The sequence below is a fragment of the Halarcobacter anaerophilus genome (assembly GCF_006459125.1).
GTDB lineage: Bacteria > Campylobacterota > Campylobacteria > Campylobacterales > Arcobacteraceae > Halarcobacter > Halarcobacter anaerophilus.
In genome coordinates this window covers 2,836,406-2,859,666 of the sequence record NZ_CP041070.1, presented here as the reverse complement: position 1 = coordinate 2,859,666, position 23,261 = coordinate 2,836,406, and the positions used below count along the sequence as shown (strand labels likewise).

Sequence of the window (23,261 nt, the reverse complement as noted above, 5' to 3'; positions counted from 1 at the left end):
TTATAAAAGAATGAAATAGTTAGAACATAACAAGCTCTTATAAGACTGGCTTTATAAGAGATTGGATATTATCTAACATTAATGATAAAATTTAAGAAGGATTAAAGATGACACATATGGAGTTTTCACATCCGTATTTTGGTGCATTTTTTATGTTTTTGTTGACATTTGGTGCCTTTATCGCAACGGTTTATCTGGCTAGATTATTAAGCCGTAAAGTGGCTAGACTTGATACTGAAAAATTGAAAGCTACGCTTTATGAGTGTGGACCTGAAGTTACCAAACAGCCAAGCAGTGTATCTGTGCAGTTTTATTTGATGGCACTTTTATTTATTCTTTTTGATATAGAGATTATTTTTATGTTTCCTTGGGCAATAGATTTCAAAGTATTGGGATGGTTCGGGTTTGTAGAAATGATTCTTTTTATCCTTTTACTTACAATCGGTTTTATCTACGCATGGAAAAAAGGAGCGCTTGAATGGCACAACATAAAGTAAACTATTTACAAGACGGCGGTGCACCTATTGCACTTACAACTGTAGACAAATTGGTAAACTGGGGAAGATCAAACTCAATTTGGCCTATGACTTACGGACTTGCCTGTTGTGCTATTGAAATGATGGCAACAGGAGCTTCAAGATATGACTTTGACAGATTCGGTACAATTTTTAGAGCAAGTCCCAGACAATCGGATTGTATCATAGTTGCAGGAACTCTTACAAAAAAGCATGCCGAGTTTATGAGAAGATTGTATGATCAAATGCCTGAACCTAAATGGGTTATATCTATGGGATCTTGTGCAAATACCGGAGGAATGTTTAATACCTACGCAACAGTACAAGGTGTAGACAGAGTAATTCCCGTGGATATTTACCTTCCTGGATGTGCTCCAAGACCTGAAACTCTTCAATATGCTCTTATGATGCTACAAAAAAAGATAAGAAGAGAGTCTATTTTTAGATCAATAAAGAAAAAGAGGCTAGTGTAATGAGAGAATACAAAGCAAAAAATGATGTCCAAAAAAAATCATATTTCAGTGATAGATTTTACGTAACTCCTCAAACTCCTAAAAAACCTGCAAGCGAAGATGAAATTTATGCAGCGGATATTGAAGCCTTAAGTTCAAAATTTGAAGTTTCAAACTCTTATATAGAGATTGATGAACTTGTGATTTTTATAAGCAGCAGAGATAATGTTTCGGTTTTAAAATTTTTAAGAGATGAACTTGAATATGAGATGCTGATGGAACTCTCCGCGATTGATTATATAGCCGACAAGGGTGGTTTTGATATTTTTTATGAAATGCTTTCATTAACAAAAAGAAAAAGAGTAAGAGTGAAGACTTTTATTAAAGAAAAAGAGTCTATAGAATCAGTATATTCTCTTTTCAAAATGGCAAACTGGGCAGAAAGAGAGATGTATGATATGTACGGGGTTAAAATTACAAATCACCCTAATATGAAAAGAATTCTTATGCCTGATGATTGGTACGGTCATCCTTTAAGAAAAACTTATCCTCTTCACGGAGATGAAGCAGCCCAATGGTACGAAGTAGACAAAATCTTCGGAAAAGAAGCAAGAGAAGAGATAGGACCTGAAATTAGAGACGGTGCAAATGTTGATAGATACGATACTCAAAGATTTGCAAGACTTGGACATGAAGTGCCTTTCGGAACAGATATTACTGATGGGAAAGAACCAGAACATACACCTCTTGGTTATCAAGAAGAGGGTGGAGTTGTGCTTATTAAAAAACTAAATGAAGAAAACAGCGTTACACTAAAAGAGAGAAAGTAGAATATGAAACAATCAGTAAATAGATTAAAACCTTTTTTTGAAAATATTCATTTCGAAAAAGAGGATAACACTATGGTTATCAACTTTGGTCCTCAACACCCCTCTTCTCACGGTCAAATGAGACTTATACTCGAACTTCAAGGAGAAGAGATAGTAAAAGCCAGACCTGATGTCGGATATCTTCACAGAGGTATGGAAAAAATGGGTGAAAATATGATTTATAACGAGTTTTTACCTACAACGGACAGAATGGATTATATTGCAGCAGCTTCAAACAACTACGGATATGCTCATGCTGTAGAAAAACTTTTAGGTATTGAAGTTCCAAGACGGGCGGAGATAATAAGAACAATGCTTATTGAGCTAAATAGGATTATTGCCCACCTTTTCTGGCTGGCTACCCATGCTTTAGACGTAGGAGCGATGTCGGTATTTCTTTATACTTTTAGAGAAAGAGAGTTCGCAATGGATCTTATTGAAGATTATTGCGGAGCAAGATTAACCCACAGTACCATAAGAATAGGCGGCGTTCCTTTGGATTTACCTGATGGTTGGTGTGAAGATTTAGAAAAATTCTTAAAAATTTTAGATGTTGAAGTTGATAAATATGAAGGTCTTTTAACTCAAAATAGAATTTGGAGAATGAGACTTGAAAATGTAGGAACAATATCTCCTGAAATGGCAAAATCTTGGGCGTGCTCAGGAGTTACCTTAAGAGGCTCGGGGATAAAATGGGATCTTAGACGTGAGATGCCTTACGGACTTTATCCTGAATTAGAATTTGATGTTCCTGTTGCTTCAACGGGAGACAGCTACGGAAGATATCTTTGTTATATGCAAGAGATGAGAGAGTGTGCAAAAATTTTAAGACAATTAATTCCTATGTATCATGAAAGTGAGTCTCAACTTATGGCTCATGCTCCTGAATATATCTCTGCATCAAAAGAAGATATTATGACTCAAAACTACTCTTTAATGCAACACTTTGTTTTAGTAACTCAAGGAATGAGACCTCCTAAAGGAGAAGTTTATGTGGCAACGGAATCTCCAAAAGGTGAGTTGGGATTTATGATTGTAAGTGACGGAAGTCCATACGCATATAAAATGAAATTAAGAGCTCCGTCTTTTTGGCATACGGGTATTTTCGAGGATTTACTGCCTGGACATCAATTAGCAGATGTTGTAACCATCATCGGTAGTTTAAATGAAGTATTCGGTGAAATTGACAGATGAGAAGCGTGAAAAAAGTAAACAATTTTAATTTTTTAGCTTCGGAACCGAAATGGTCGGAACGAAGTGAAGCCATGGAGGTAATGCTGTGAAAAGATTTGATTTAAGACCTTTAAAAGATAATTTCTACGACAGAATGTTAGAACTTATGCAAAAAGATATAAAAGAGGGTGAAAATGCAATTTTCCTTTTTGAAATAGGAGATTTTTCCGCTATTCAAAAAAGTGCCGATGTAATTTATGAAGCAGGATATACTTTAATGAACTCTCTAAAGTTCAATGAAGTAGATTGGACAATAGTAGTAAAAAAAGTAAAACCAGAACCAAAAGAAGAACCCCAAAGTGAAGAAGAGTAGAGATGGATATTAAAGAAGTTATTGCAAAAAGTGATTATATTGTTACATTCGGTACTTTTTTAGCAAGAGATAATGTAGAGATTCAAGAAGCGATTATCCAGGCAATTGCTAAAAATGATGCGCAGTTTGTTTATATGCATCCTATTGATAATATTGATTTAAAGATGTATTACACGCAGTTTATTAAATATGAAGTGGGAAGTGAAGAGGGTATTGCTTCTTTGCTTTTAGAGACTTTTGTAAAACAATCGGATGAGAATATTCAAGCTTATATCAATGATTTGGATATAGGGTATATCTCAGCTGAAAGTTCAGCAGGGGAAGAGGAGTTTGAAGAGGCTTTACATAAAGCTGAAAACAAAAAAGAGAAAACTCTTATTATAGGAAGAGATATTTTTTCTCATGAAAGAGTAGAAAATATAACAAAAATTCTTTCAGTTATTAAAAAATACTCTGATCTAAACATAATCTCTTTAGAACCTAAATTTCAAAATATATTAGATGAAGCGGCAAACGACAATTTAGAAGAGATTGCCGATTTGCACTCTTATAACGGAACTGTTATTTATAGAGTTTATGAAGAGGATGACACTTCTACTTTAATAGGAAGTGAATCTTTTGCAAGAGTTGCAAAAATTAGTAACTTGGACGAAATATTCATCAACTGTGAAGGTCAAAAAATTGAAAGAAAATTTAAAATTGATAAAGATTTAATGGGTACAGTTGCCCTTTGTCCGATGAGTAGAGATGATTCTAGCTGTTTATCTCAAGGTTATCGGTATAAACAAGTAAAGATTGAAAAGGTTGATGCATAATGAGTGATTTAATTACATTAACGATTGACGGGAAAAGTGTTCAGGCAAAAGAGGGAGAGTATATTTTAAATGTAGCTCGTGCAAACGATATCTTTATTCCTGCTGTTTGCTATCTTACAAGATGTTCTCCTACTCTTGCATGTAGATTGTGTTTGGTTGAAGCTGACGGGAAGCAGGTCTATTCTTGTAATACAAAAGCAAAAGAGGGTATGGAAATTTCAACAAATACTCCTAATATTGCAAAAGAGAGACGTGCGATTATGGAGGTTTATGATGTAAACCACCCTTTACAATGTGGAGTTTGTGATCAAAGCGGAGAGTGTGAATTACAAAACTACTCTTTGTATATGAAAGTTGATTCTCAAAGTTATACTACAAAAGATGTTCATAGACCTGCGGCTGTTTGGGGAGTTATGAAATACGACCCTGGTTTATGTATTGTATGTGAAAAGTGCGTAACAGTATGTAAAGATATGATTGGTTCAAGTGCTTTAAGTACGGTAAAAAGAGGAGCCGATGCTTTAGATAAAACTTTTAAAACGTCAATGCCTAAAGATGCTTATGCAATGTGGAACAAACTTAATAAATCGCTTATAGGTTTTGACGAAGATGCTTGTACGGATTGCGGTGAATGTATTTCGGTTTGTCCTGTTGGTGCCTTGGTTTCAACAGATTTTCAATATAAATCAAATGCTTGGGAACTAAATAGAGTTCCTGCGGCTAATCCTCACTCGGCAGATTGTGCTTTTATGTATTATGAAACAAAACATGAATCCCTTGAAAATGCTGAGCCTAAAATTTACAGAGTCACAAATGAAGCTCATTATTCAACCCTAAACGGTGCTGCAAGATTTGCATATGATTTTGAGAACAGAGTTCAAGGAAAAGATGAAGAGGCTTTTAAAAATGCAGTTGAAGCTTTCAAAAAAGCAGATTCAATCAAATTTAACTCTTTTATTACAAATGAAGAGGCTCTTATTTTACAAAAAATTTCAGAGAAAACAGGTGCAAAACTTGTAAACAAAGATGCTTTCAATTATAAAAAATTTTTAAATGCCTATAGTTTAACATCGGGAAGTAACCTCTACTCTTCAACTTTGAAAGAGGTGCATAATTCAAATTTTGTAATTTCAGTGGGAAGTTATCTAAAATCAGATCTACCCAATGCAAGATATGCTTTAAATAATTCAGTAGTAATAAACAAAGGTTCTGCAATATATTTCCATCCAATTTCTGATTCTGTGATGGAAAAAATAGGGAAAAAAGGAAAAACAACAGAGTTTATTCAGTATGAACCTTTGAAAGAAGAGTATGTTTTATATTTTATTTTGGATAAATTCGGAAAAGATTTGCCTGAAAATATTCAAGAGTATTTAAACTCGTTAAAAGAGACAAGAGTAAAAACAGTAACCGAAATAGTAAAAGAGACAGTTGTTGAAACAGTAAAAGATGAAGAGAGCGGAGAAGAAAAAGAGGTTAAAAAAGTAGTCAGCAAAAAAGTTCCTAAAGAAGTAGAGTTTGAATATACAAAACTTCTTGATGAAATAGGTGCCGATGAAAAACTTCTTGATACTTTGGAAGCTTTATTAGCTAAAAAAGATAAATTCTCTTTAATGGTAGGAGAAGATTTATATACTCATCCAAAAAGTGAAAATTTAGGAAAACTTTGCGGTTTGATTGATAAATATACCGATTTTGATATTGTGATTATCCCTTCTCAAACAAATACTTTAGGTGTAAGTTTGATTTGCGATATAACAGATGAACACAGTGGTTTTTGCGTAGGTTACAATGAAAAAGCAGATTTCCAACTTAGTGCTTTAGGCGACGGAGATTTGGATATGCCTGCACTTAATCAGCAAGAAGGGACTTTTACAAATGTAGATAAAAAAGTAATCCCTACAAATGTGGCAATCGGATATAAAGGGTATGTTTTAAACGATATTGCAAATGCCGTTTTAGAAGATGACATAGAGTATACAATAGAATATACGGAAAAACTTCCTTTAAATGCAGGTTTTAAAGAGATAGAGTTTGATAAATTACCAAACTATTTCGGAAATGACAGGATTGAATACAGAGGTTATGATCTCTCTTCAAAAAGCAGTGATGTTATAACAGAAGCTGAGCCTGCAAGTTTAGAAAAAATTGAATTATTAGAAAATGAAACTTTGATTTATAGAGCGAATCCTATTAATCAATTCAATGAATTTACGGCAATAGCTCATGAATTTGCAAAAGATTTAGAGTCGGGACTTTTTGCTTCAAAAGAGTTGTTTGAAAAACTCGGATTGGAAAAAGGCAATAAGGTTAAAGTTTTTTCAAAAGAGCTTGAGTTGGAATTAAATGCGTATTGTGACGAACAAATTGCAGGGGAAGTTGCATATATTTCAACTTTCCAAAAAGATTTAGATACAAAAGCACTGTTTGATGAGTACAGATTCTCAAAAGCTGTAATTAAAAAGGCGTAGTAATGGAAACAGGATTTATTATTGAGACTATTATAAAAGCTATAGTTATATTAGCGGTATTTTCGGCAATTGCCGGATTTACTACATATATAGAGAGAAAAATTTTAGCATTTATGCAAAGAAGACTCGGACCTATGAATGTAGGTCCTCAAGGGGTTTTACAAATAGCAGCAGATGGTATAAAACTTTTTATGAAAGAGGACTTTGTCCCTCAAAATGCGGCTAGACCTGTATTTAAAATTGCACCTTTGATTACAGCTTCAACTGCATTTATTGCAATGTCGGCAGTTCCTTTCTTTCCTGAATTTGAACTTTTCGGGTATACCGTAAGACCTATTTTATCAGATATTAACGTAGGGATTCTTTTTGTAATGGGAGTTGCTTCGGTTGGACTTTACGGACCTCTTTTAGGAGGTATGAGTAGTGCAAATAAATGGTCTTTATTAGGTGGGGCTAGAACAGCTATTCAACTTTTGTCTTATGAAGTAGTTTCAGGTCTTGCTCTTTTAGCACCTCTTATGTTAGTAGGTTCTTTATCGTTAATTGATATAAATGCTTATCAAGCAGGAGGTTTCTCAGATTGGTTAATCTGGTCTCAACCTTTGGCTTTCGTTCTTTTTCTGATTGCAGGTTTTGCAGAAACAAACAGAACACCTTTTGATTTGCTTGAACATGAAGCTGAAATCGTTGCAGGTTATGCAACGGAATATTCAGGTATGAGATGGGGTATGTTTTTTATAGGTGAATATGCAAACCTTTTTACAATAAGTTTTATAGTCTCTCTAATCTTTCTTGGAGGTTTCAATGACTTATGGTTTATCCCCGGCGGTTTAGCAATTATATTAAAAGTAATGGTATTGATTTTCTTCTTTTTATGGACTAGAGCTGCTTGGCCTCATATTAGACCCGACCAACTTATGTGGCTGTGCTGGAAAATTTTAATGCCTTTAGCCGTAATCAATATTTTGATTACAGGTTTTGTAATGATGTTTTAGGAGTTATAAATGGGATTAGACAAATTAAAAGATAGAAATATTAGTATGGGGGAATATATTAATGTTTTGGAAGACGAATATCCTAAAACCGGATGGGAAGAGTTTAAACAGATTGTAAAAAGATCTGTAAAAGGCGAACTTTTCGTAGGTCTTAAAATTGTGTGGAATATGATGACAGGAGCCCTTTTCAAAGGTGAAATGCATACTGTGCAATATCCTGCCGAAAAACTTCCAATAGGACCTAGATATAGGGCAGTTCACAAACTTTTAGCTCTTTTGGAATCAGGGGAAAACAGATGTATCGGTTGTGGTTTATGTGAAAAAATCTGTATTTCAAACTGTATTCGAATGGAGACAAAAATTGATGAAAACTCTAGAAAAGAGGTAATGGAGTATTCAATAAATCTGGGAAGATGTATTTTTTGCGGATATTGTGCCGAAGTTTGTCCCGAACTTGCGATTGTTCACGCAGGAAGATATGAAAATGCAAGTGAACAAAGAGCCCATTTTGTATTAAAAGAGGATTTATTAACTCCTCTTGATAAATTAAAAGAGCAAAAAGAGTATCCTGGTTTTGGTGCTGTATCGCCTGATGCAGATGAAAAAATCAAGAAAACTCCATTATCTTATTAAGGAGAAGAGATGTTTGAAATAGTTGCTTTTTATCTATTTTCAATTTTGACGATTGTTATGTTTGGTATAACAGTCTTTACTAATAATTCATTATATGCCTTAAGTTCATTAGCCGCGGGAATGATCTTTATTTCAGCTTTCTTCTTTTTGCTTGATGCTGATTTTCTAGGAGCTGTACAGATAGTAGTTTATACGGGAGCCGTAATGGCACTGTATGCTTTTGGTATGATGTTTTTTGATGCTTTATCTGTAGTAAAAGAGAGAATAAACAATCCGAAACTTATGTTTTTGTTAAGCGGAATTTCTGCGCTTGTTATTGTATTGATTTTCGTAGCTCCTATAGTAAACTCAAATATAGAGGCTCAATATCCTGTTCATCCTGAATGGGGAAATGCACAAGATGTCGGAGTTGTTTTATTTACTAAATATTTAATACCTTTTGAAGTTGCGGCAGTAATGTTACTTGTTGCTATGATAGGTGGAATTATTTTAGCAGGGAAAAAAATGGATATTTCATATTCTGAACTTACTGAAGAAGAGATTGATGCCTTAGAGTCACAAACTCTAAAAAAGGATAATAAATGAGTTTAAATGCCTATTTAATTTTATCTGCAATTCTATTTTTATTGGGAATGGTAGGTGTAATCAGAAGAAAAAATCTGCTTATGCTTTTCTTTTCTACGGAAATAATGTTAAATGCAGTAAATGTAGCTCTTGCCGCTATATCAAAATTTTACGGAGATTTAACAGGACAGATGTTTGCGTTTTTTATAATTGCAATAGCTGCAAGTGAAGTTGCGGTAGGACTTGGTTTATTGATTCTGCTTTATAAAAAAAGAGGAACAATTGATCTTGACAATCTACAAAGTATGAAAGGGTAATAATGGAAAAATATTTATATATAGCACTTTTTGCCCCTCTTTTAGGTTCTTTGATTGCTGGAAGTCTTGCAATGAGACCTAAAATGGTTTTCACGGGAATTATTACTTCACTTCTTTTAGGCGTATCAATGGTGGCATCTTTGATATTGCTGCAATATATTTATACGACGGACTCTATAGTTCATGTAAAACTTTTAGATTGGATTGCAATCGGTAATATGAGTATTCCTTTTGGTTTTGTTGTTGACCAAGTAAGCGTTACCATGATGGTAGTAGTTACTATTGTTTCAACAATGGTTCATATTCACTCTATGGGATATATGGTTCACGATAATTCATATAACAGATATTTCTCTTACCTTTCGGCATTTGTTTTCTCAATGATGATATTGGTTATGTCTGATAACTTTGCAGGATTATTTATAGGTTGGGAAGGTGTTGGACTTTGTTCTTGGCTGTTAATTGGATTTTGGTACCATAGAGAAGATAAACCTTTAACAAAAGATATCTATAACTCACCGTTTTCAACATTATCTCCTTTCTCTTCAATTTCTCCTGCTTATGCGGCAAATGAGGCATTTATTTCAAACAGAGTGGGTGACCTTGGAATGTTAGTTGGAATTTTTCTTATTTATTGGAATCTAGGCTCTTTACAATATGATGAGGTTTTTGCAAATATAAGTAATCTTGACAGTAGTGTAATCGTAGCCATAGGAATTTTCCTTTTTATAGGTGCTATGGGTAAATCTGCACAATTTCCTCTTAATCAATGGCTTGCAAATGCAATGGAAGGACCGACTCCCGTATCTGCACTTATTCACGCAGCAACAATGGTAACGGCAGGAGTTTATTTAGTAATTAGGGCAAATGAGATTTATACTATAGTTCCTGAAGTCGGATATTTTATAGCAACCCTTGGAGCAGCTGTTGCTATTGGAGCAGCTTTAATGGCATTAGTTGCAACAAATATTAAAAAAATCATTGCTTTTTCAACCCTGTCTCAACTTGGGTATATGTTTGTAGCAGCAGGTTTGGGTGCTTACTGGGTGGCACTTTTTCATCTTGCTACTCACGCTTTTTTCAAATCAGTTCTTTTCTTAGGTGCAGGAAATGTTATGCATGCACTTAATGATGAAATAAATATTAAAAAGATGGGTGGACTTCATAAATATATGAAAGGAACTTCTATTATTATGACGCTTGCATCAATAGCACTTGCGGGAATCTTTCCTTTTTCAGGATTCTTTTCAAAAGATTTGATTTTGGAAGTTGCTTTTGGAACCCATTCATATATTTTATGGGCTATTCTTTGGATAACTGCCGGATTAACTGCTTTTTATTCATTTAGACTTATTATGTATGTATTTCACGGAAAAGAGAATTTTCATGAAAAAGGCAATCATCCTCATGAGGCTCAATCTTATGTAATTGCAGCAATGACACCTCTTGCTATTTTAGCGGTTGTTGCAGGATTTTTTAAAGAACCGTTTATTGAAATGGCGACAAAACTTCTTCCTGAACTTCATATTCATGTATCAAACGGAACTTTTTGGGTTTTATTGGTCGTAACTTTGGGAATTGCATTAAGCGGTATTGCTTTTGCCGTATTTAAGTTTAAAAAAGACGGAACCTTTTTTAGTGAAAAACTTAAAAACAGACCTTGTTATAAAATATTGGCAAATCAATATTTTATGCCGCATTTTATAGCATATGTTATAAACAGACCTTATTTGGCACTCTCTAGATTTTCATGGAAAAAAATTGATCTTAAGATTGTTGATGCAATTGTTGACGGTATTGCAAAAGTTATTTATAAAAGCGGAGATAAAAGTAGAGTTATGCAAAGTGGTAATTTATCAACTTCATTGAGATTGATGGTTTTAGGTATTACAGTGTTATTAGTCCTTCTTGTAGCACTTGGAATTGCGAAGTAAGGGGTTAAGTAGATGGAACATATTTTATCAATTTTAATATTTTTCCCAGCATTTGCAGCTTTGATAGGATTTTTAGTAAAAAATGATTCTATTAGAATGTATGCAATTTTGGTAACTGCAATTGAGTTTGTATTGACAGTTTTTATGTGGACAAACTTTGACAGCAGTATAGCTGATATGCAGTTTACCGAAATAATTCCTATAATCGAGTCATACGGAATAAACTATTTAGTGGGAATTGACGGTATCTCTTTATTTTTGGTTATTATGACTACTTTTATGACAATGATATCTGTAATAGGATTAACCGAAAAAAGAAATCTAAAACATCTTATTATTACGATTCTGTTTTTAGAAATGACAATGGTCGGAGTTTTTGTTGCTTTAGATGCTATTATTTTCTATCTTTTCTGGGAATTGTCGCTTGTACCGATGCTTTATATCATAGGAGCTTGGGGTGGTCAGCTTAGAATTTATGCGGCAATTAAATTCTTCTTATATACATTCTTTGGTTCTTTAGTAATGCTTGTGGGTATGTTGTATCTTGGATATGTTTATTATCAGACAACAGGAAACTGGAGTTTTAGTATTTTAGATTGGAATATGCTTGTACTTCCTTTTGATATGCAACTTTGGTTATTTGTTGCTTTTTTTGCAGGTTTTGCAATCAAAGTTCCAATGTTTCCTTTTCATACCTGGCTTCCTTATGCACACGGTCAGGCACCAACAATAGGTTCTGTAATACTTGCGGCAGTTTTACTTAAAATGGGTACTTACGGATTCGTAAGATTTTCATTACCTCTTTTTCCTGATGCTTCTGTCTATTTTACAATACCGATGGCAATTTTAGCTTTGATTGCTATTATTTATACGGCAATGGTTGCTTATGCACAAGAAGATATGAAACAAGTAATCGCTTACTCATCGGTTTCACATATGGGTGTAATAATTTTAGGGATTTTTGCACTAAATGTTGAAGGTATCGGCGGTTCAATTTTTCTAATGATTTCTCACGGGGTAGTATCGGGAGGATTGTTTATGTTAGTCGGTGTTATTTATGACAGACGTCATACTAAGATGATGAAAGATTTTGGAGGACTTGCTTTGGTAATGCCTAAATATGCAACTATTTTCGGAATTATGCTGATGGCTTCAATCGGACTTCCTTTGACTATCGGATTTGTAGGTGAGTTCTTATCATTAATAGGATTTTTCAAAGTCTCACCTGTACTTACTGTTATTGCAGGTCTTACAATTATTTTAGGGGCAGTTTATATGCTTGTTCTTTATAAAAAATCTTTTTTCGGTCCTATTACAAATGAAGAGAATAGAAAACTTCAAGATATAAAAGGACGTGAAATAGCAGCTTTGGTTCCTCTTATTGCAGTTGTGATTATTTTGGGGGTTTATCCGAAACCTATACTTAAGCCTGTAGATAAATCAGTCTCACAACTTGTTGAAGTTATGCAGATAAAAGCTGTTAATCAATCAACAAAGGTCAGACTCTTAGAGTCAAACAGCATTGGGGAGGTGAAAAATGACTAGTATTCCATCTGTAGTAATTGATTTTGCTAGTTTAAATTTTGCGACAATCGTACCAATGCTTATGGCAATAATAGGTGCCCTTGTAATTTTATGTGTAGATTTGGTAAATAGAAATCTTGATAAATCTTTATATATTATGCTGACAATACTTTTTTTATTAGTAGATTTAGGTACTTTAATAGGATATTCAGGAGATGTAAGAGGTTTCTTTGATTTAATGCTGGTTGACGGTATTTCAATACTTTCTCAAGCTATTATGGTATTTGCCTCAATATTGTTTATTTTTACAACTATGAGTAAATTAAGATTTCAAGAGTTTAGATATCCTGAATATTTTGCTCTTTATTTATTTGTAGTTGCAGGATTTCAATTTATGGTAAGTTCTGATTCTTTGATTTTGATTTTTGTGGGATTAGAGACTGCTTCAATGGCTTTATACACCTTGATTGCTATGCATAACAGAAAAAATGCAATAGAAGCTGCAATCAAATATTTTACTATGGGAGCTTTAGCTACAGCATTTTTTGCTTTTGGTTCTACTCTTTTTTATGCAGTTACGGGCACAGTTGAACTTGGACAAATTTCAGAAATACTTACAAATTCGAATTTCGAAAATTACCCCGTAATTTTACTTGGAGTGGTGTTTCTTTTAGGTGCTATAGGATTTAAGCTTTCTTTAGTTCCTTATCACACTTGGGTTGCAGATGTATATGAAGGCTCAACTGCAACTTTGGCGGGATTTTTATCAGTTGTTCCGAAAATAGCGGGATTTGTGGTAGCTTTAAGATTTTTTGAGATTTTTTTAGCAAGCGGTGATATATATGTAGAGATTATTCTTTATGCAACAGTTGTTTTAACAATGACTATTCCTAATATTATAGCACTTCTTCAAACTGATATAAAAAGAATGTTGGCTTATTCATCTATCTCTAATGCAGGTTTTGCAATGGGGGCTGTTTTAATAGGAACTACACAAGCTACGAACTCTTTGTTTTTGTATTGGATTATGTTTTTCATTACAAATTTAGGGGCATTTACAATGCTTTGGCTTAATAGAGATAAATCAAAGGAGTTAAGCAGTGACCACTCTTTGGAAAAATATTCAGGTCTTATAAAAGTCTCACCTTTTACAGCTTCAATGATGGGACTTTTTTTCTTATCATTAGCAGGAGTTCCTCCTTTTGCACTTTTCTGGGGGAAAATGTATTTAATCGGAAGTGCCGTAAATGCCGGATATATTATTTTAGCTTTGATTATGGCTATAAACTCTGCAATTGCTGCATACTATTACTTAAAACCGATAGTTTATATGTTTTTAAAAGAGCCAGTAGAAAACAACAATATAGAATATATGGCAAATAGTACAACTGCTGTTAAGACTTTGATAGGATTTTGTGCAATCGTAACTATATTTTCAATTTTCTTTGTAGAACCTTTATTAAATATAATTTCGTATTACGTACAAATTTCAGGTTACTAGGATTTTCCTAGTAGCTAAATTTTCTGGCAGACAAGAAGGGATTCGAACCCTCGGTAGTTTTCACTACATACGCGTTCCAGGCGTACCTTTTCGACCGCTCAAGCACCTGTCTTTAAAAGAAAGAAGGATTTTATCGTAAAAATTATAAATTAAATATATAATTTTCTAAAAATTAAGAATTTACTGGAAAAATTATTGTAAAACAAGCTCCTTTGTATTTAGCTTTTTTATAAACAAACTCTTCATTATTGGCTTCTATTGAGGCATTATATCTTTCTCTTAAAATTTTTTCTGCCATAGAAAGACCTAAACCTGTTCCAACAGATTGGTGTTTTGTCGTAAAATAGGGTTCAAAAATTCTTCCTATTATGTTTTCGTCTATCCCTCCACCGTTATCTAAAATCTTAATTTCCAAATTGTCATCTTCTATTTTTTTTGCAGAGATGAAAATATACTTATCCTCTTTTGAAGACTCTTTTAACACATCTTTTGAGTTATTTATAATATTTATTAAAGCCTGCTCTAGTTCGTTTTTATTCCCTTCAATTTTAATATCATGGGATATATCGGTTATAAGAGTTATATAGTTGTTTTTAAGACTAGCTTCTACTAATGAAATAGTGTCTTCAAGTACCTGTTTTATACTAATAGGAAGAAACTCTCTGTCTCCTTTAATAAAGTTTTTAAAATCATCTATAGTATGAGATAGATAATTTACCTGTTTCATTATGGAGTCCATCTCTTTTTCAAGATCCGTATCATCAAGGGTATCAAATTTTTTCTTTACCTCTATTCCTGTTGCAATTGTTGAGATTACACTTAAAGGCTGTCTCCATTGGTGGGCAATATTACCGATCATTTCTCCCATTGATGCCAGTTTTGACTGTTTTGCCAGTTTATCTAAGTTCTCTTGAGTTTGTTTTAATTTACGATAATCTTCATCATTTAAACCAAGTTCCAACATCTCTTTTAAAACGAGGATATCAATATTTTGACTATTTAAATGCCCGTTAAATCTTATATGTATTATGCAGCTATTATCTTTGAAAATATAAAAATTGTTAAATAAGAAGTCTAAAGTTTTTGCCAAGGGTTTGATATTGTGTATATATAATTGAAGCAGGTTTTCATCTAAATATATATCAACGCTTGAATAATTTAAAGCTTCCGTTAAAAATGTTTTTATTTTTACTTTACTTTTTTCTCCGAAATTAACTATTGAATCAAGTTTGTCAATACTAAAATTCAGAAGTTTTTTTTGAAGATTTTCAACTATCAGGTTATCATTGTCTAAAAGTTTTATATTATGGATATTACTGCTTTTTTTCTCTTTTATAATTGCATTTTTATATGTTTTGTCAAGGGAGTGTTTATTAAAGTTTTTTATAGCTCTTTTATTTCCTCTAAGACTATTTATCTGTAAGTTCTCTTCTTGAAATTTTGCAGAAAAGTTTTTATTTTTTAGATTTTCGAATTTTATTATAAAGCAAAGGCTGTCATCATCTTTTTTCCCGTAGTTAGCTACAATTTTTTTTGGAAGAATGTTTATATCTTTTACACTTCTTAAAAGAGGTTCTATTTGCGAATCATGCAAACTTACACCGTCTGTAGATATTATAAGCGTATCGTTTTTTAAAAGCTTTATCAGATTTGTTTTAATAGTTCTTGGTATATCATAACCTAAAATTCCGCTTTGAGATTTAAGGTGAATAAAGTTTTTCTCTCTATAAAGAAAAGATTTTGTATTTCCTATAGCACAATAACTCATTATTGGAAGTTCTTTATAGACTTGAGCCAAAAAAATGGCCATACCGTTGGTTTTTAAATAATCTTGAGAGTGTATCAAGGTTAATAACTCTTTTAGGCTCTCTTTTTTGTTTTTTTCTATTAACTCTCTTATTTTTGTTGCAATATTATAGACTCTGGGACTACCGTGTCCTCCTATATCTCCTATAACTAATAAAAAATATTTATCAAGTTCAATAAAATCATAAAAATCTCCACATTCATTTGGAGTTGTATATGGTTTAATCTGAGCATTTATTTTCAACACGTTAGACTCTTTTTTTTATATTTATTATTGTTCCTTGTTCACTTGTTTGAACTTCAACTTCATCGCTAAGTCTGAAAATTGAAGCAAAACCCAATCCCAAAGTTCCGCTTGTACTATATCCGTCTTGTATTGCCAAATTGAAGTTTTCAATTCCGCTTCCTTGATCTATTGCTTCTATTTTTAAATTATGTTTATCTTGAAATTCCAAATTAACAGAGCCTTTTGGAGTATATTTTTGAATATTGTATATAAGCTCGGATACTATTGTTTTTATCTCCAAAAGTAAACCTTTGTTTGAAATATCGTGCTCTTTTAAAAACTGCCGAACATTTGTTAATAAAACTGCTACATCACTTTTTTTTGTTACTCTTAATAGCATCCATTGCCTTTTGTACATTAAGTTCTGTTTTAAAAGAGATATTCTCAACAAAGTGAAATAGTATTGATGCACTATATACGTTAAAATTACAAACAATTACCTCTATATTATGAAGTTTTAATATTTGAACCAGCTTTTCTATAAAAGCAATGTCTTCACTTGAGATAACATCAAAAAGAGCTAAATCAAAAATAGTAGAATGTACAAACTCTTTTTTTGCTGTTTGTAAAATTTTTACGCCCATATCATCTAAATGTTTATCCTCAGGATTTAGCGTAAAGATGGCAATATTATTGCTTATTAAATAATTACTTTTCATTTTCAAGTGTTTTTGAAAGAGTAATTGCATCTTTTAATGTGGATGTTGTGTATATCCCATCTAAATTTATACCTAAGTTTACTATTGTTTGTGCAACTTCAGGAGCTATTCCTGAAAGAATAGTCGTACAACCCATCAGTTTTGTAGCTTTTGTTATTTTTATTAAGTGTGCTGCAACTGCACTGTCGACTATAATAATACCTTCAATATCTACAATTGCTACATTTGTAGTTTTTTCTTTAATTGAGATTAATATGTTTTCCATTAGAGTTTGAGATTTTACGGAATCCAATATTCCTATTAGAGGTATTAATGTAGTATTTTGATTTATCTCCAAAATAGGTATTTCCATCTCTGCAATAAGAGTTGCTTGGTTTTCCATTGTAGTAATATCCGAAAATACAACTACGTCTTGACCGTAATCAATTCCCTCTTTTGATATAAGTTTATTGGCTTTTACCTCAAAAATAGTCTTTTCCGCATTTGTATTCAAAATCATAGCTTTATGTAGAACATCAGGTTCTTGAATTAATAAATCTGCCCATCTTGTTCCGTCAGGGTAAACTTTCTGCAAATATTTATTTGAGCCGTCATTCATAAAAAAATCACAAATACAATCTGTTTTTTCTAAAAACTCATCAACTGTTTCAACACCGAAAAATTCTAAAAAAGCTTGATTTGCATCAACCAATTTTTCACCGTTTGTTACAATTACGATATTAGGTTGGGCATCTATTATTAATCTGGTTTTTTTTAATTCAGCTTCTAATTCAGTTTTGTTTTTCATTATTTTTCCTTTTGGACGCAAGATATTTGCTCTATTATATCGAATTTTATTTGATAAAAAGGGAGTCTATTTTCAACTTTATTAAATCAAAAAGTAATTTAGTTCTTGATACAATCCTTCTAGAAAAAAAATTAAGGATATATTTTGAAAACTATTAGTGTTGCACACTCTCCTGATGCCGATGATATCTTTATGTATTATGCTATTAAATTCGGCTGGGTTACTCCTACAGACGCCGTATTTGAAAACATTGCCGATGATATAGAGACTTTAAATCAAGCTACATTAAAAGGAGAATATGATATTTGTGCCATCTCTTTTGCTTTGTACCCTTTTGTTAAAGATGATTATGCTTTATTAAAAACTGCCGTATCTTTCGGAGAAGGATATGGACCTAAACTTATAAAAAGAAAAGGAACAAAATTAAAAAGAAACTTCAAAGTTGCATTAAGCGGAGAATATACTACAAATGCACTTCTTTTTAGAATTGCATATCCTGAAGCCAGAATTACTTATATGAATTTTTTAGATATTGAAAATGCTGTTTTAAAAGGTGAAGTAGACGCTGGAGTTTTAATTCATGAGTCAATATTAAATTATAGTGATGAATTAGAAGTTGAGCGTGAGATTTGGGATATTTGGGTTGAACTAAGCGGAGGTGATCTGCCTCTTCCTTTAGGAGGAATGTGTTTAAGACGTTCAATCCCTCTTCATAATGCGATTGATTACGAAAATACTTTAATAAAAGCTGTAGATGTTGCAAATAAAAACAGAAAAGTATTAGCTCCAATGTTACTTGAAAAAGGTCTTATTCGAGTTGATGCAGGTACTTTAGACAATTATTTGGATCTTTATGCAAATGATAATTCCGTTATGTTAAGCGAAGTTCAGTATGAAGCTTTGGACAAACTTTACGAGTTGGGTTATAAACATGGCTTTTATGAAAATTTGATTCGTTCAAAAGATTTTTTGATTCCATCTGAATATCAGGAGTTAAGAAATAGTTAATAAAAGTGAAAAAGAAGCAAAAAATTATTTCAAAGAAGTAGATTTTTCAAGATACTCTTCTATTCATATAGGTCCCATAGCTGAAATATTGGTTATAAATGAAATAGGGGAGTATAAAGATTGCCAAATAATAGGAAAAGCAAATAATCTTCTAATCTCTAACAATCCTGCAAAATTTGCAATTTTAGGTGAAACTTTCGATTATATAAAGCAAAATGATAATAAACTTTATGTAGGTTGCGCTACAAGTTCGGGAAAACTTTTGAGTTTTTGTAGAAAAAACAATATTGCAAATTTGGAGTTTTTAGCCAAACTCCCAGGAAACTTGGGAGGACTTGTTAAAATGAATGCAGGTTTAAAAAGTTGGGAAATCTTTAATTATATAAATAAAATAAAAACAAAAGACGGATATATAAAAAAAGAGGATATAACTTACGAATACAGAAATACGAAAATCGATACAATAGTTTATGAAGTTGTTTTTGATATAGAGTATGGTTTTTGCAAAGAGAAGTTAAAAGATTTTAATAAAATGAGAGATAATCAACCTCAAAAACCAAGTGCGGGCAGCTGCTTTAAAAATCCAAAAGGTGATTTTGCAGGACGTTTAATTGAAGAGGTAGGATTAAAAGGTTTTAGAAAAGGAGATATGGCATTTAGTGAAGTTCACTCAAATTTTTTGGTTAATCTGGGAAAAGGGACTTATGAAGATGCAATATATCTTATAAATGAAGCAAAAAAAAGAGTAAAAGATAAATTTAATATAGAATTAGAAGAAGAGATTATGATTTTTTAGTTTTAAATTATTTATGATAGAATTCGAGATTTAAAAAAGTAAGGGTTTAGTTTAGTGAAAAATTTAGTAATAGTAGAGTCACCGGCAAAAGCAAAAACAATTTCAAAGTTTTTAGGCAAAGATTATAGAGTTATGGCTTCAATGGGGCATGTAAGAGATTTGCCAAAGTCAAAATTAGGGTTTGATCCGGACAATAATTTTGAACCTAAGTATTTAATATCCAGCGATAAAAAAAGAGTTATCAGCGATCTGAAAAAAGAGATAAGCAAAGATACCACTATATACCTAGCAGCCGATGAGGATAGAGAGGGAGAAGCTATTGCCTGGCACTTAATCCCTGCACTAAAAATAGAAAAAAACCCTATAAAAAGAATAGTTTTTCACGAAATTACAAAAGATGCAATTTTAGAAGCAATAAACAACCCAAGAGAAGTAAATCAAAAATTAGTTGATGCTCAACAAGCAAGAAGGATTTTAGATAGAGCCGTAGGTTATGAACTCTCTCCTCTTCTTTGGAAAAAAGTAAGATACGGTCTTAGCGCAGGAAGAGTGCAAAGCGTTGCCGTTAGAATAATTGTTGACAGAGAAAATGAGATAAGAGCTTTTGTTCCTGAAGAGTTTTGGAAAATAAAAGCAAATTTTATAAATCCCGAATTAAAAGCGGAATTGGCAAAAATTGAGGGCAAAGCAAAAAAAATAAAAAATGAAGAAGAGGCAAAAGCCATAGAAGCTTCGATAAATCAAGGAGTATTTAAACTTTTTGATATTGAAGAGAAGCAAAGCACTAGAAATCCTGCCGCACCTTTTACCACTTCAACCTTGCAACAAGAAGCAAGTAGAAAAATAGGTTTATCCGTAAAACAGACAATGGTAATAGCACAGCAGCTTTATGAAGGAAATGTGGGAAGTATCCCTAACCATACGGGTGGTTTGATAACTTATATGAGAACTGACTCTTTAAATCTTTCAAAAGTTGCTACAAGTGCCGCTAAAGAAGTTATTGAAAGAGAGTACGGGAAAGAGTACTCTTTAAGCAAACCAAGAGTTTACAAAGCAAAATCAAAAGGTGCGCAAGAGGCTCACGAAGCAATTCGTCCCGTTAATATGGCTTTAAAACCAAGCGATATTAAACCTTATGTCGAAAATGCCCAATATAGACTTTACAGTCTTATTTGGAAAAGAACTCTTGCAACACAAATGGCAACAGCTAAAATTGCAAATACAACATATAAAATAAGTGCAGGGAAAAATGAAGAGTTTGAGTTTCAATCAAAAGGTCAAAGAATAATATTCCCAGGTTTTATGAAAGCCTATACTGAAGGAAGCGATAATCCTGAAGCAGCTTTAGACAGCAATGAAAAAATACTTCCTACTATAAAAGTAGGAACAACTCTAAATTTAGAAAAACTGGATTTAGAACAAAACTTTACAAAACCGCCTTCAAGATACACAGAAGCTAGTTTAGTTAAAAAATTAGAGAGTGAAGGTATAGGAAGACCGTCAACTTATGCGCCTACAATTTCAACAATTCAACAAAGAGAGTATGTGGTAAAAACAGAAGATAAAAAACTAGCACCCACTCCGACAGGAGAGATTGTAAACAGCTTTTTAGTCGATCATTTCCCTGAAATCGTTGATTTAGGATTTACTGCAAAAGTTGAAGAGGATTTTGATGAAATCGCAGAAGGGAAAATCGCATGGCAAAAAGTAATGCAGCACTTTTACGGAGATTTCAAAAAAAGTATTAATGAAAAAGAGAAAACAGTAAATAAAGAGGATTATCTGCAAGTAAGAGAGCTTGGAATTGATCCAAAATCGGGTAAACCTGTTAGTGCAAGAGTTGGAAGATTCGGTCCTTTTATTCAAATAGGAACAAAAGATGATGAAGAAAAACCGAAATTCGTGGCAATTCCCGAACATTTGAATATGGATACGATAACTCTTGATGAGGCTCTGTTTTTATTTACTCTTCCAAGAGTTGTAGGACAAAATGAAGCAGGAGAGGATATTAAAGCAAATATCGGAAGATTCGGTCCCTATTTACAAGTTAAAACAAAATTTTATTCACTAAAAGAGGATGATCCTTATACAATAGAACTTCCAAGAGCTTTAGAGGTTATAAAACAGATTGATGAAGCAAAAGCAAAAGCTAGAATCAAAGAGTTTCCCGAGGAAAAAATCCAAATTTTAATAGGACAATACGGTCCTTATATAAAACAAGGAAGAAAAAACTTTAAAATACCAAAAAGTGTAGAAGCCGAGAATTTAACTCTTGAAGAGACTTTGGAAATAATTGCAAAAGATCCGAAATCTAAAACAACGGCAAAAAAAAGAAGCAGTACGAAAAAAAGTACCGCTAAAAAAACAACAGCTAAGAAAACAGCTTCAAAAACCACAAAGAAATAGATGAAAATAGGCATCTTATCAGATAGTCATTATAAAATCGACTATACAAAAGAGGTTATAAATCTTTTAAAAGAAAAAGGTGCCCGATATTTGATTCATGCAGGGGACTTATGCCGTGAAGAGAATCTTAAACTTTTAAAAGAGTCAGAACTTACATATGTTTGTGTTTTTGGAAACAACGACTCCTCTTTGTTAGGATTTTCTTCAACGTATAATATAAAAAAAGAGCCTTACTATTTTAAAATAAAAGATATAAGTTTTAAACTTATGCATCTGCCTTTTTATTTAGTAGGGGATACTGATGTGGTAATTTTCGGGCATACACATATTTTTGAAAGTGAGTATAAAAACAAAACGTTGTTTATAAATCCCGGAGAAGTGTGTGCAAGAGAGAAACCTTTGATCGAATCGGTATTGTTAGAAATTAATGAAAATGAGTATATAATCCGCTATTACTCAAAAGAAACAAATAAAAAAAATTTTAAAGAAAAAGAGATTAGATATGAACGCAAAAATTAATCAAACAAAAGATATATTTTTATGTGCCATTTGTAATATTGAGAGTGGTACTTGTAATGAAGACTGTAAGTTTTGTACTCAAAGTGTAAAATATAAAGCAGATATTCAAAGATATAAACAAAAAGAGATAGAACAAATTGTCGAAGAGGCAAAAATGGCAAGAAAAAACAGTGCCAACGGTTTTTGCCTTGTAACGGCAGGGAAAGGGCTAACCGATAAAAGACTTGCTTTTGTCTGTGAAGCAGCAAAGGCAGTTAAAAAAGAGAATTTAGGCTTAATCTTAATTGCCTGTAACGGTACGGCTAGCGTAGAGCAGTTGGAAAAACTAAAAGAGGCGGGAGTTGATGCTTATAATCACAATTTAGAGACTTCAAGGGATTTTTACCCTGAAATTGTTACGACTCACTCTTGGGATGAAAGATATCAAACCTGTAAAAACGTAAAAGAGGTAGGTTTAAGACTTGTATGCGGAGGAATTTTCGGTTTGGGTGAGACTCAAGAACAAAGAGTCTCTATGTTAGAATCGATTGCTTCTTTAGAACCTATGAATGTGCCTTTGAACTTTTTTATTCCAAATAAAGCTTTGCCTATTGAAGCAAGTACGATTAAAAGAGAAGAAGCCTTTGAATTAATCACTTTAGCAAGAAAAATGATTCCTAATGCAAAAAAAATTATGATTGCAGGAGGAAGAGAGCTGATGTTCGGTGAGGAACAATATAAAATTTTCGATAAAGGAGCGAATGCTTTTGTAATCGGGAATTATTTGACAACAGAAGGAAAATCTGCCCAAGAAGATATTGATGAACTTGAAAAATTAGGTTTTAAAATTAAAAGAGAGAGAGCTTAAAAACAGGAACG

Annotated in this window: 23 protein-coding genes and 1 tRNA gene; 19 read left to right on the top strand and 5 right to left on the bottom strand. The window is 32.6% G+C overall.

Annotated features, from left to right (window positions below):
- The first annotated feature begins 107 nt into the window (after positions 1-107).
- The 14 genes from AANAER_RS14110 to nuoN all read left to right on the top strand — a co-directional run bounded on the left by AANAER_RS14110 (position 108) and on the right by nuoN (position 14,136).
- On the top strand, positions 108-497 hold the full coding sequence (locus AANAER_RS14110; RefSeq protein WP_044419367.1) for an NAD(P)H-quinone oxidoreductase subunit 3: 390 nt from the start codon (positions 108-110) through the stop codon (positions 495-497).
- The gene (locus AANAER_RS14105) at positions 479-988 is read left to right on the top strand and encodes a NuoB/complex I 20 kDa subunit family protein (protein WP_044419368.1); all 510 of its coding nucleotides are present in this window, start codon (positions 479-481) and stop codon (positions 986-988) included. The genes AANAER_RS14110 and AANAER_RS14105 overlap by 19 nt, the downstream gene beginning before the upstream one ends.
- Positions 988-1,797, top strand: a complete 810-nt coding sequence (locus AANAER_RS14100; RefSeq protein ID WP_129082422.1) for an NADH-quinone oxidoreductase subunit C — start codon at positions 988-990, stop codon at positions 1,795-1,797. The genes AANAER_RS14105 and AANAER_RS14100 overlap by 1 nt, the downstream gene beginning before the upstream one ends.
- Positions 1,798-1,800: 3 nt before the next feature.
- Positions 1,801-3,030 (top strand): NADH dehydrogenase (quinone) subunit D, encoded by a 1,230-nt coding sequence (gene nuoD / locus AANAER_RS14095; RefSeq protein ID WP_129082423.1) that lies wholly within the window; start codon positions 1,801-1,803, stop codon positions 3,028-3,030.
- 85 nt (positions 3,031-3,115) lie between these two features.
- Positions 3,116-3,382, top strand: a complete 267-nt coding sequence (locus AANAER_RS14090; RefSeq protein ID WP_044419371.1) for an NADH-ubiquinone oxidoreductase subunit E family protein — start codon at positions 3,116-3,118, stop codon at positions 3,380-3,382.
- Between the two features lie 2 nt (positions 3,383-3,384).
- A complete protein-coding gene (locus tag AANAER_RS14085; protein ID WP_129082424.1) occupies positions 3,385-4,197 on the top strand; it encodes a hypothetical protein in 813 nt (270 codons plus the stop codon).
- Positions 4,197-6,668, top strand: coding sequence for an NADH-quinone oxidoreductase subunit G (locus AANAER_RS14080; RefSeq protein WP_129082425.1), 2,472 nt, complete (start codon positions 4,197-4,199; stop codon positions 6,666-6,668). Before AANAER_RS14085 ends, AANAER_RS14080 begins: the two co-directional genes overlap by 1 nt.
- Before the next feature lie 2 nt (positions 6,669-6,670).
- Positions 6,671-7,663: an NADH-quinone oxidoreductase subunit NuoH gene (gene nuoH / locus AANAER_RS14075; RefSeq protein ID WP_044419374.1), complete on the top strand. Its 993-nt coding sequence runs from the start codon at positions 6,671-6,673 to the stop codon at positions 7,661-7,663.
- Positions 7,664-7,672: 9 nt separating this feature from the next.
- Positions 7,673-8,296 carry an NADH-quinone oxidoreductase subunit NuoI gene (gene nuoI, locus AANAER_RS14070; RefSeq protein ID WP_044419375.1) on the top strand — a complete coding sequence of 208 codons (624 nt, stop codon included), beginning with the start codon at positions 7,673-7,675 and terminating at the stop codon, positions 8,294-8,296.
- 9 nt (positions 8,297-8,305) lie between these two features.
- Positions 8,306-8,881, top strand: a complete 576-nt coding sequence (locus AANAER_RS14065; protein ID WP_044419376.1) for an NADH-quinone oxidoreductase subunit J — start codon at positions 8,306-8,308, stop codon at positions 8,879-8,881.
- The gene (gene nuoK / locus AANAER_RS14060; protein WP_044419377.1) at positions 8,878-9,177 is read left to right on the top strand and encodes an NADH-quinone oxidoreductase subunit NuoK; all 300 of its coding nucleotides are present in this window, start codon (positions 8,878-8,880) and stop codon (positions 9,175-9,177) included. Before AANAER_RS14065 ends, nuoK begins: the two co-directional genes overlap by 4 nt.
- 2 nt (positions 9,178-9,179) lie before the next feature.
- Positions 9,180-11,111: an NADH-quinone oxidoreductase subunit L gene (nuoL, locus tag AANAER_RS14055; RefSeq protein ID WP_044419378.1), complete on the top strand. Its 1,932-nt coding sequence runs from the start codon at positions 9,180-9,182 to the stop codon at positions 11,109-11,111.
- Between the two features lie 12 nt (positions 11,112-11,123).
- Positions 11,124-12,656: an NADH-quinone oxidoreductase subunit M gene (locus AANAER_RS14050; RefSeq protein WP_044419379.1), complete on the top strand. Its 1,533-nt coding sequence runs from the start codon at positions 11,124-11,126 to the stop codon at positions 12,654-12,656.
- Entirely contained in the window at positions 12,649-14,136 is a 1,488-nt protein-coding gene (nuoN, locus tag AANAER_RS14045) for an NADH-quinone oxidoreductase subunit NuoN (protein WP_044419380.1), read from the top strand. Before AANAER_RS14050 ends, nuoN begins: the two co-directional genes overlap by 8 nt.
- Positions 14,137-14,160: 24 nt before the next feature.
- Here the strand turns inward: nuoN and AANAER_RS14040 are convergent.
- The 5 genes from AANAER_RS14040 to AANAER_RS14020 form a co-directional block, all read right to left on the bottom strand.
- Positions 14,161-14,248, bottom strand: a tRNA-Ser gene (locus AANAER_RS14040).
- A gap of 60 nt (positions 14,249-14,308) precedes the next feature.
- Positions 14,309-16,186 (bottom strand): ATP-binding protein, encoded by a 1,878-nt coding sequence (locus tag AANAER_RS14035; RefSeq protein ID WP_164969355.1) that lies wholly within the window; start codon positions 16,184-16,186, stop codon positions 14,309-14,311.
- Between the two features lie 4 nt (positions 16,187-16,190).
- A complete protein-coding gene (locus tag AANAER_RS14030; RefSeq protein ID WP_052502784.1) occupies positions 16,191-16,568 on the bottom strand; it encodes an ATP-binding protein in 378 nt (125 codons plus the stop codon).
- On the bottom strand, positions 16,540-16,887 hold the full coding sequence (locus AANAER_RS14025) for a hypothetical protein (protein WP_044419381.1): 348 nt from the start codon (positions 16,885-16,887) through the stop codon (positions 16,540-16,542). Before AANAER_RS14025 ends, AANAER_RS14030 begins: the two co-directional genes overlap by 29 nt.
- Complete coding sequence (locus AANAER_RS14020) at positions 16,877-17,674, bottom strand: STAS domain-containing protein (protein ID WP_052502785.1); 798 nt, start codon at positions 17,672-17,674, stop codon at positions 16,877-16,879. The genes AANAER_RS14025 and AANAER_RS14020 overlap by 11 nt, the downstream gene beginning before the upstream one ends.
- A 141-nt stretch (positions 17,675-17,815) precedes the next feature.
- Here AANAER_RS14020 and AANAER_RS14015 point away from each other — a divergent pair, with 141 nt between their 5' ends.
- Genes AANAER_RS14015 through AANAER_RS13995 form a run of 5 tightly spaced genes read left to right on the top strand, consistent with a single transcriptional unit; the run spans position 17,816 to position 23,250 of the window.
- Positions 17,816-18,682 carry a menaquinone biosynthesis family protein gene (locus tag AANAER_RS14015; RefSeq protein ID WP_129082427.1) on the top strand — a complete coding sequence of 289 codons (867 nt, stop codon included), beginning with the start codon at positions 17,816-17,818 and terminating at the stop codon, positions 18,680-18,682.
- On the top strand, positions 18,675-19,478 hold the full coding sequence (locus tag AANAER_RS14010; RefSeq protein WP_129082428.1) for a UDP-N-acetylmuramate dehydrogenase: 804 nt from the start codon (positions 18,675-18,677) through the stop codon (positions 19,476-19,478). The genes AANAER_RS14015 and AANAER_RS14010 overlap by 8 nt, the downstream gene beginning before the upstream one ends.
- Positions 19,479-19,532: 54 nt before the next feature.
- A complete protein-coding gene (topA, locus tag AANAER_RS14005; RefSeq protein WP_129082429.1) occupies positions 19,533-21,884 on the top strand; it encodes a type I DNA topoisomerase in 2,352 nt (783 codons plus the stop codon).
- The gene (locus tag AANAER_RS14000) at positions 21,885-22,403 is read left to right on the top strand and encodes a metallophosphoesterase family protein (RefSeq protein ID WP_129082430.1); all 519 of its coding nucleotides are present in this window, start codon (positions 21,885-21,887) and stop codon (positions 22,401-22,403) included.
- Positions 22,387-23,250: a biotin synthase gene (locus AANAER_RS13995; protein ID WP_129082431.1), complete on the top strand. Its 864-nt coding sequence runs from the start codon at positions 22,387-22,389 to the stop codon at positions 23,248-23,250. Before AANAER_RS14000 ends, AANAER_RS13995 begins: the two co-directional genes overlap by 17 nt.
- Positions 23,251-23,261: the final 11 nt, after the last annotated feature.

Excerpts from the sequence above, each read along its gene's own strand:
- AANAER_RS14110 (WP_044419367.1), top strand. The coding sequence starts at position 108 with ATGACACATATGGAGTTTTCACATCCGTATTTTGGTGCATTTTTTATG.
- AANAER_RS14105 (WP_044419368.1), top strand. The coding sequence starts at position 479 with ATGGCACAACATAAAGTAAACTATTTACAAGACGGCGGTGCACCTATT.
- AANAER_RS14100 (WP_129082422.1), top strand. The coding sequence starts at position 988 with ATGAGAGAATACAAAGCAAAAAATGATGTCCAAAAAAAATCATATTTC.
- nuoD (WP_129082423.1), top strand. The coding sequence starts at position 1,801 with ATGAAACAATCAGTAAATAGATTAAAACCTTTTTTTGAAAATATTCAT.
- AANAER_RS14085 (WP_129082424.1), top strand. The coding sequence starts at position 3,385 with ATGGATATTAAAGAAGTTATTGCAAAAAGTGATTATATTGTTACATTC.
- AANAER_RS14080 (WP_129082425.1), top strand. The coding sequence starts at position 4,197 with ATGAGTGATTTAATTACATTAACGATTGACGGGAAAAGTGTTCAGGCA.
- nuoH (WP_044419374.1), top strand. The coding sequence starts at position 6,671 with ATGGAAACAGGATTTATTATTGAGACTATTATAAAAGCTATAGTTATA.
- nuoI (WP_044419375.1), top strand. The coding sequence starts at position 7,673 with ATGGGATTAGACAAATTAAAAGATAGAAATATTAGTATGGGGGAATAT.
- AANAER_RS14065 (WP_044419376.1), top strand. The coding sequence starts at position 8,306 with ATGTTTGAAATAGTTGCTTTTTATCTATTTTCAATTTTGACGATTGTT.
- nuoK (WP_044419377.1), top strand. The coding sequence starts at position 8,878 with ATGAGTTTAAATGCCTATTTAATTTTATCTGCAATTCTATTTTTATTG.
- nuoL (WP_044419378.1), top strand. The coding sequence starts at position 9,180 with ATGGAAAAATATTTATATATAGCACTTTTTGCCCCTCTTTTAGGTTCT.
- AANAER_RS14050 (WP_044419379.1), top strand. The coding sequence starts at position 11,124 with ATGGAACATATTTTATCAATTTTAATATTTTTCCCAGCATTTGCAGCT.
- nuoN (WP_044419380.1), top strand. The coding sequence starts at position 12,649 with ATGACTAGTATTCCATCTGTAGTAATTGATTTTGCTAGTTTAAATTTT.
- AANAER_RS14030 (WP_052502784.1), bottom strand. The coding sequence starts at position 16,568 with ATGCTATTAAGAGTAACAAAAAAAAGTGATGTAGCAGTTTTATTAACA.
- AANAER_RS14025 (WP_044419381.1), bottom strand. The coding sequence starts at position 16,887 with ATGAAAAGTAATTATTTAATAAGCAATAATATTGCCATCTTTACGCTA.
- AANAER_RS14020 (WP_052502785.1), bottom strand. The coding sequence starts at position 17,674 with ATGAAAAACAAAACTGAATTAGAAGCTGAATTAAAAAAAACCAGATTA.
- AANAER_RS14000 (WP_129082430.1), top strand. The coding sequence starts at position 21,885 with ATGAAAATAGGCATCTTATCAGATAGTCATTATAAAATCGACTATACA.
- AANAER_RS13995 (WP_129082431.1), top strand. The coding sequence starts at position 22,387 with ATGAACGCAAAAATTAATCAAACAAAAGATATATTTTTATGTGCCATT.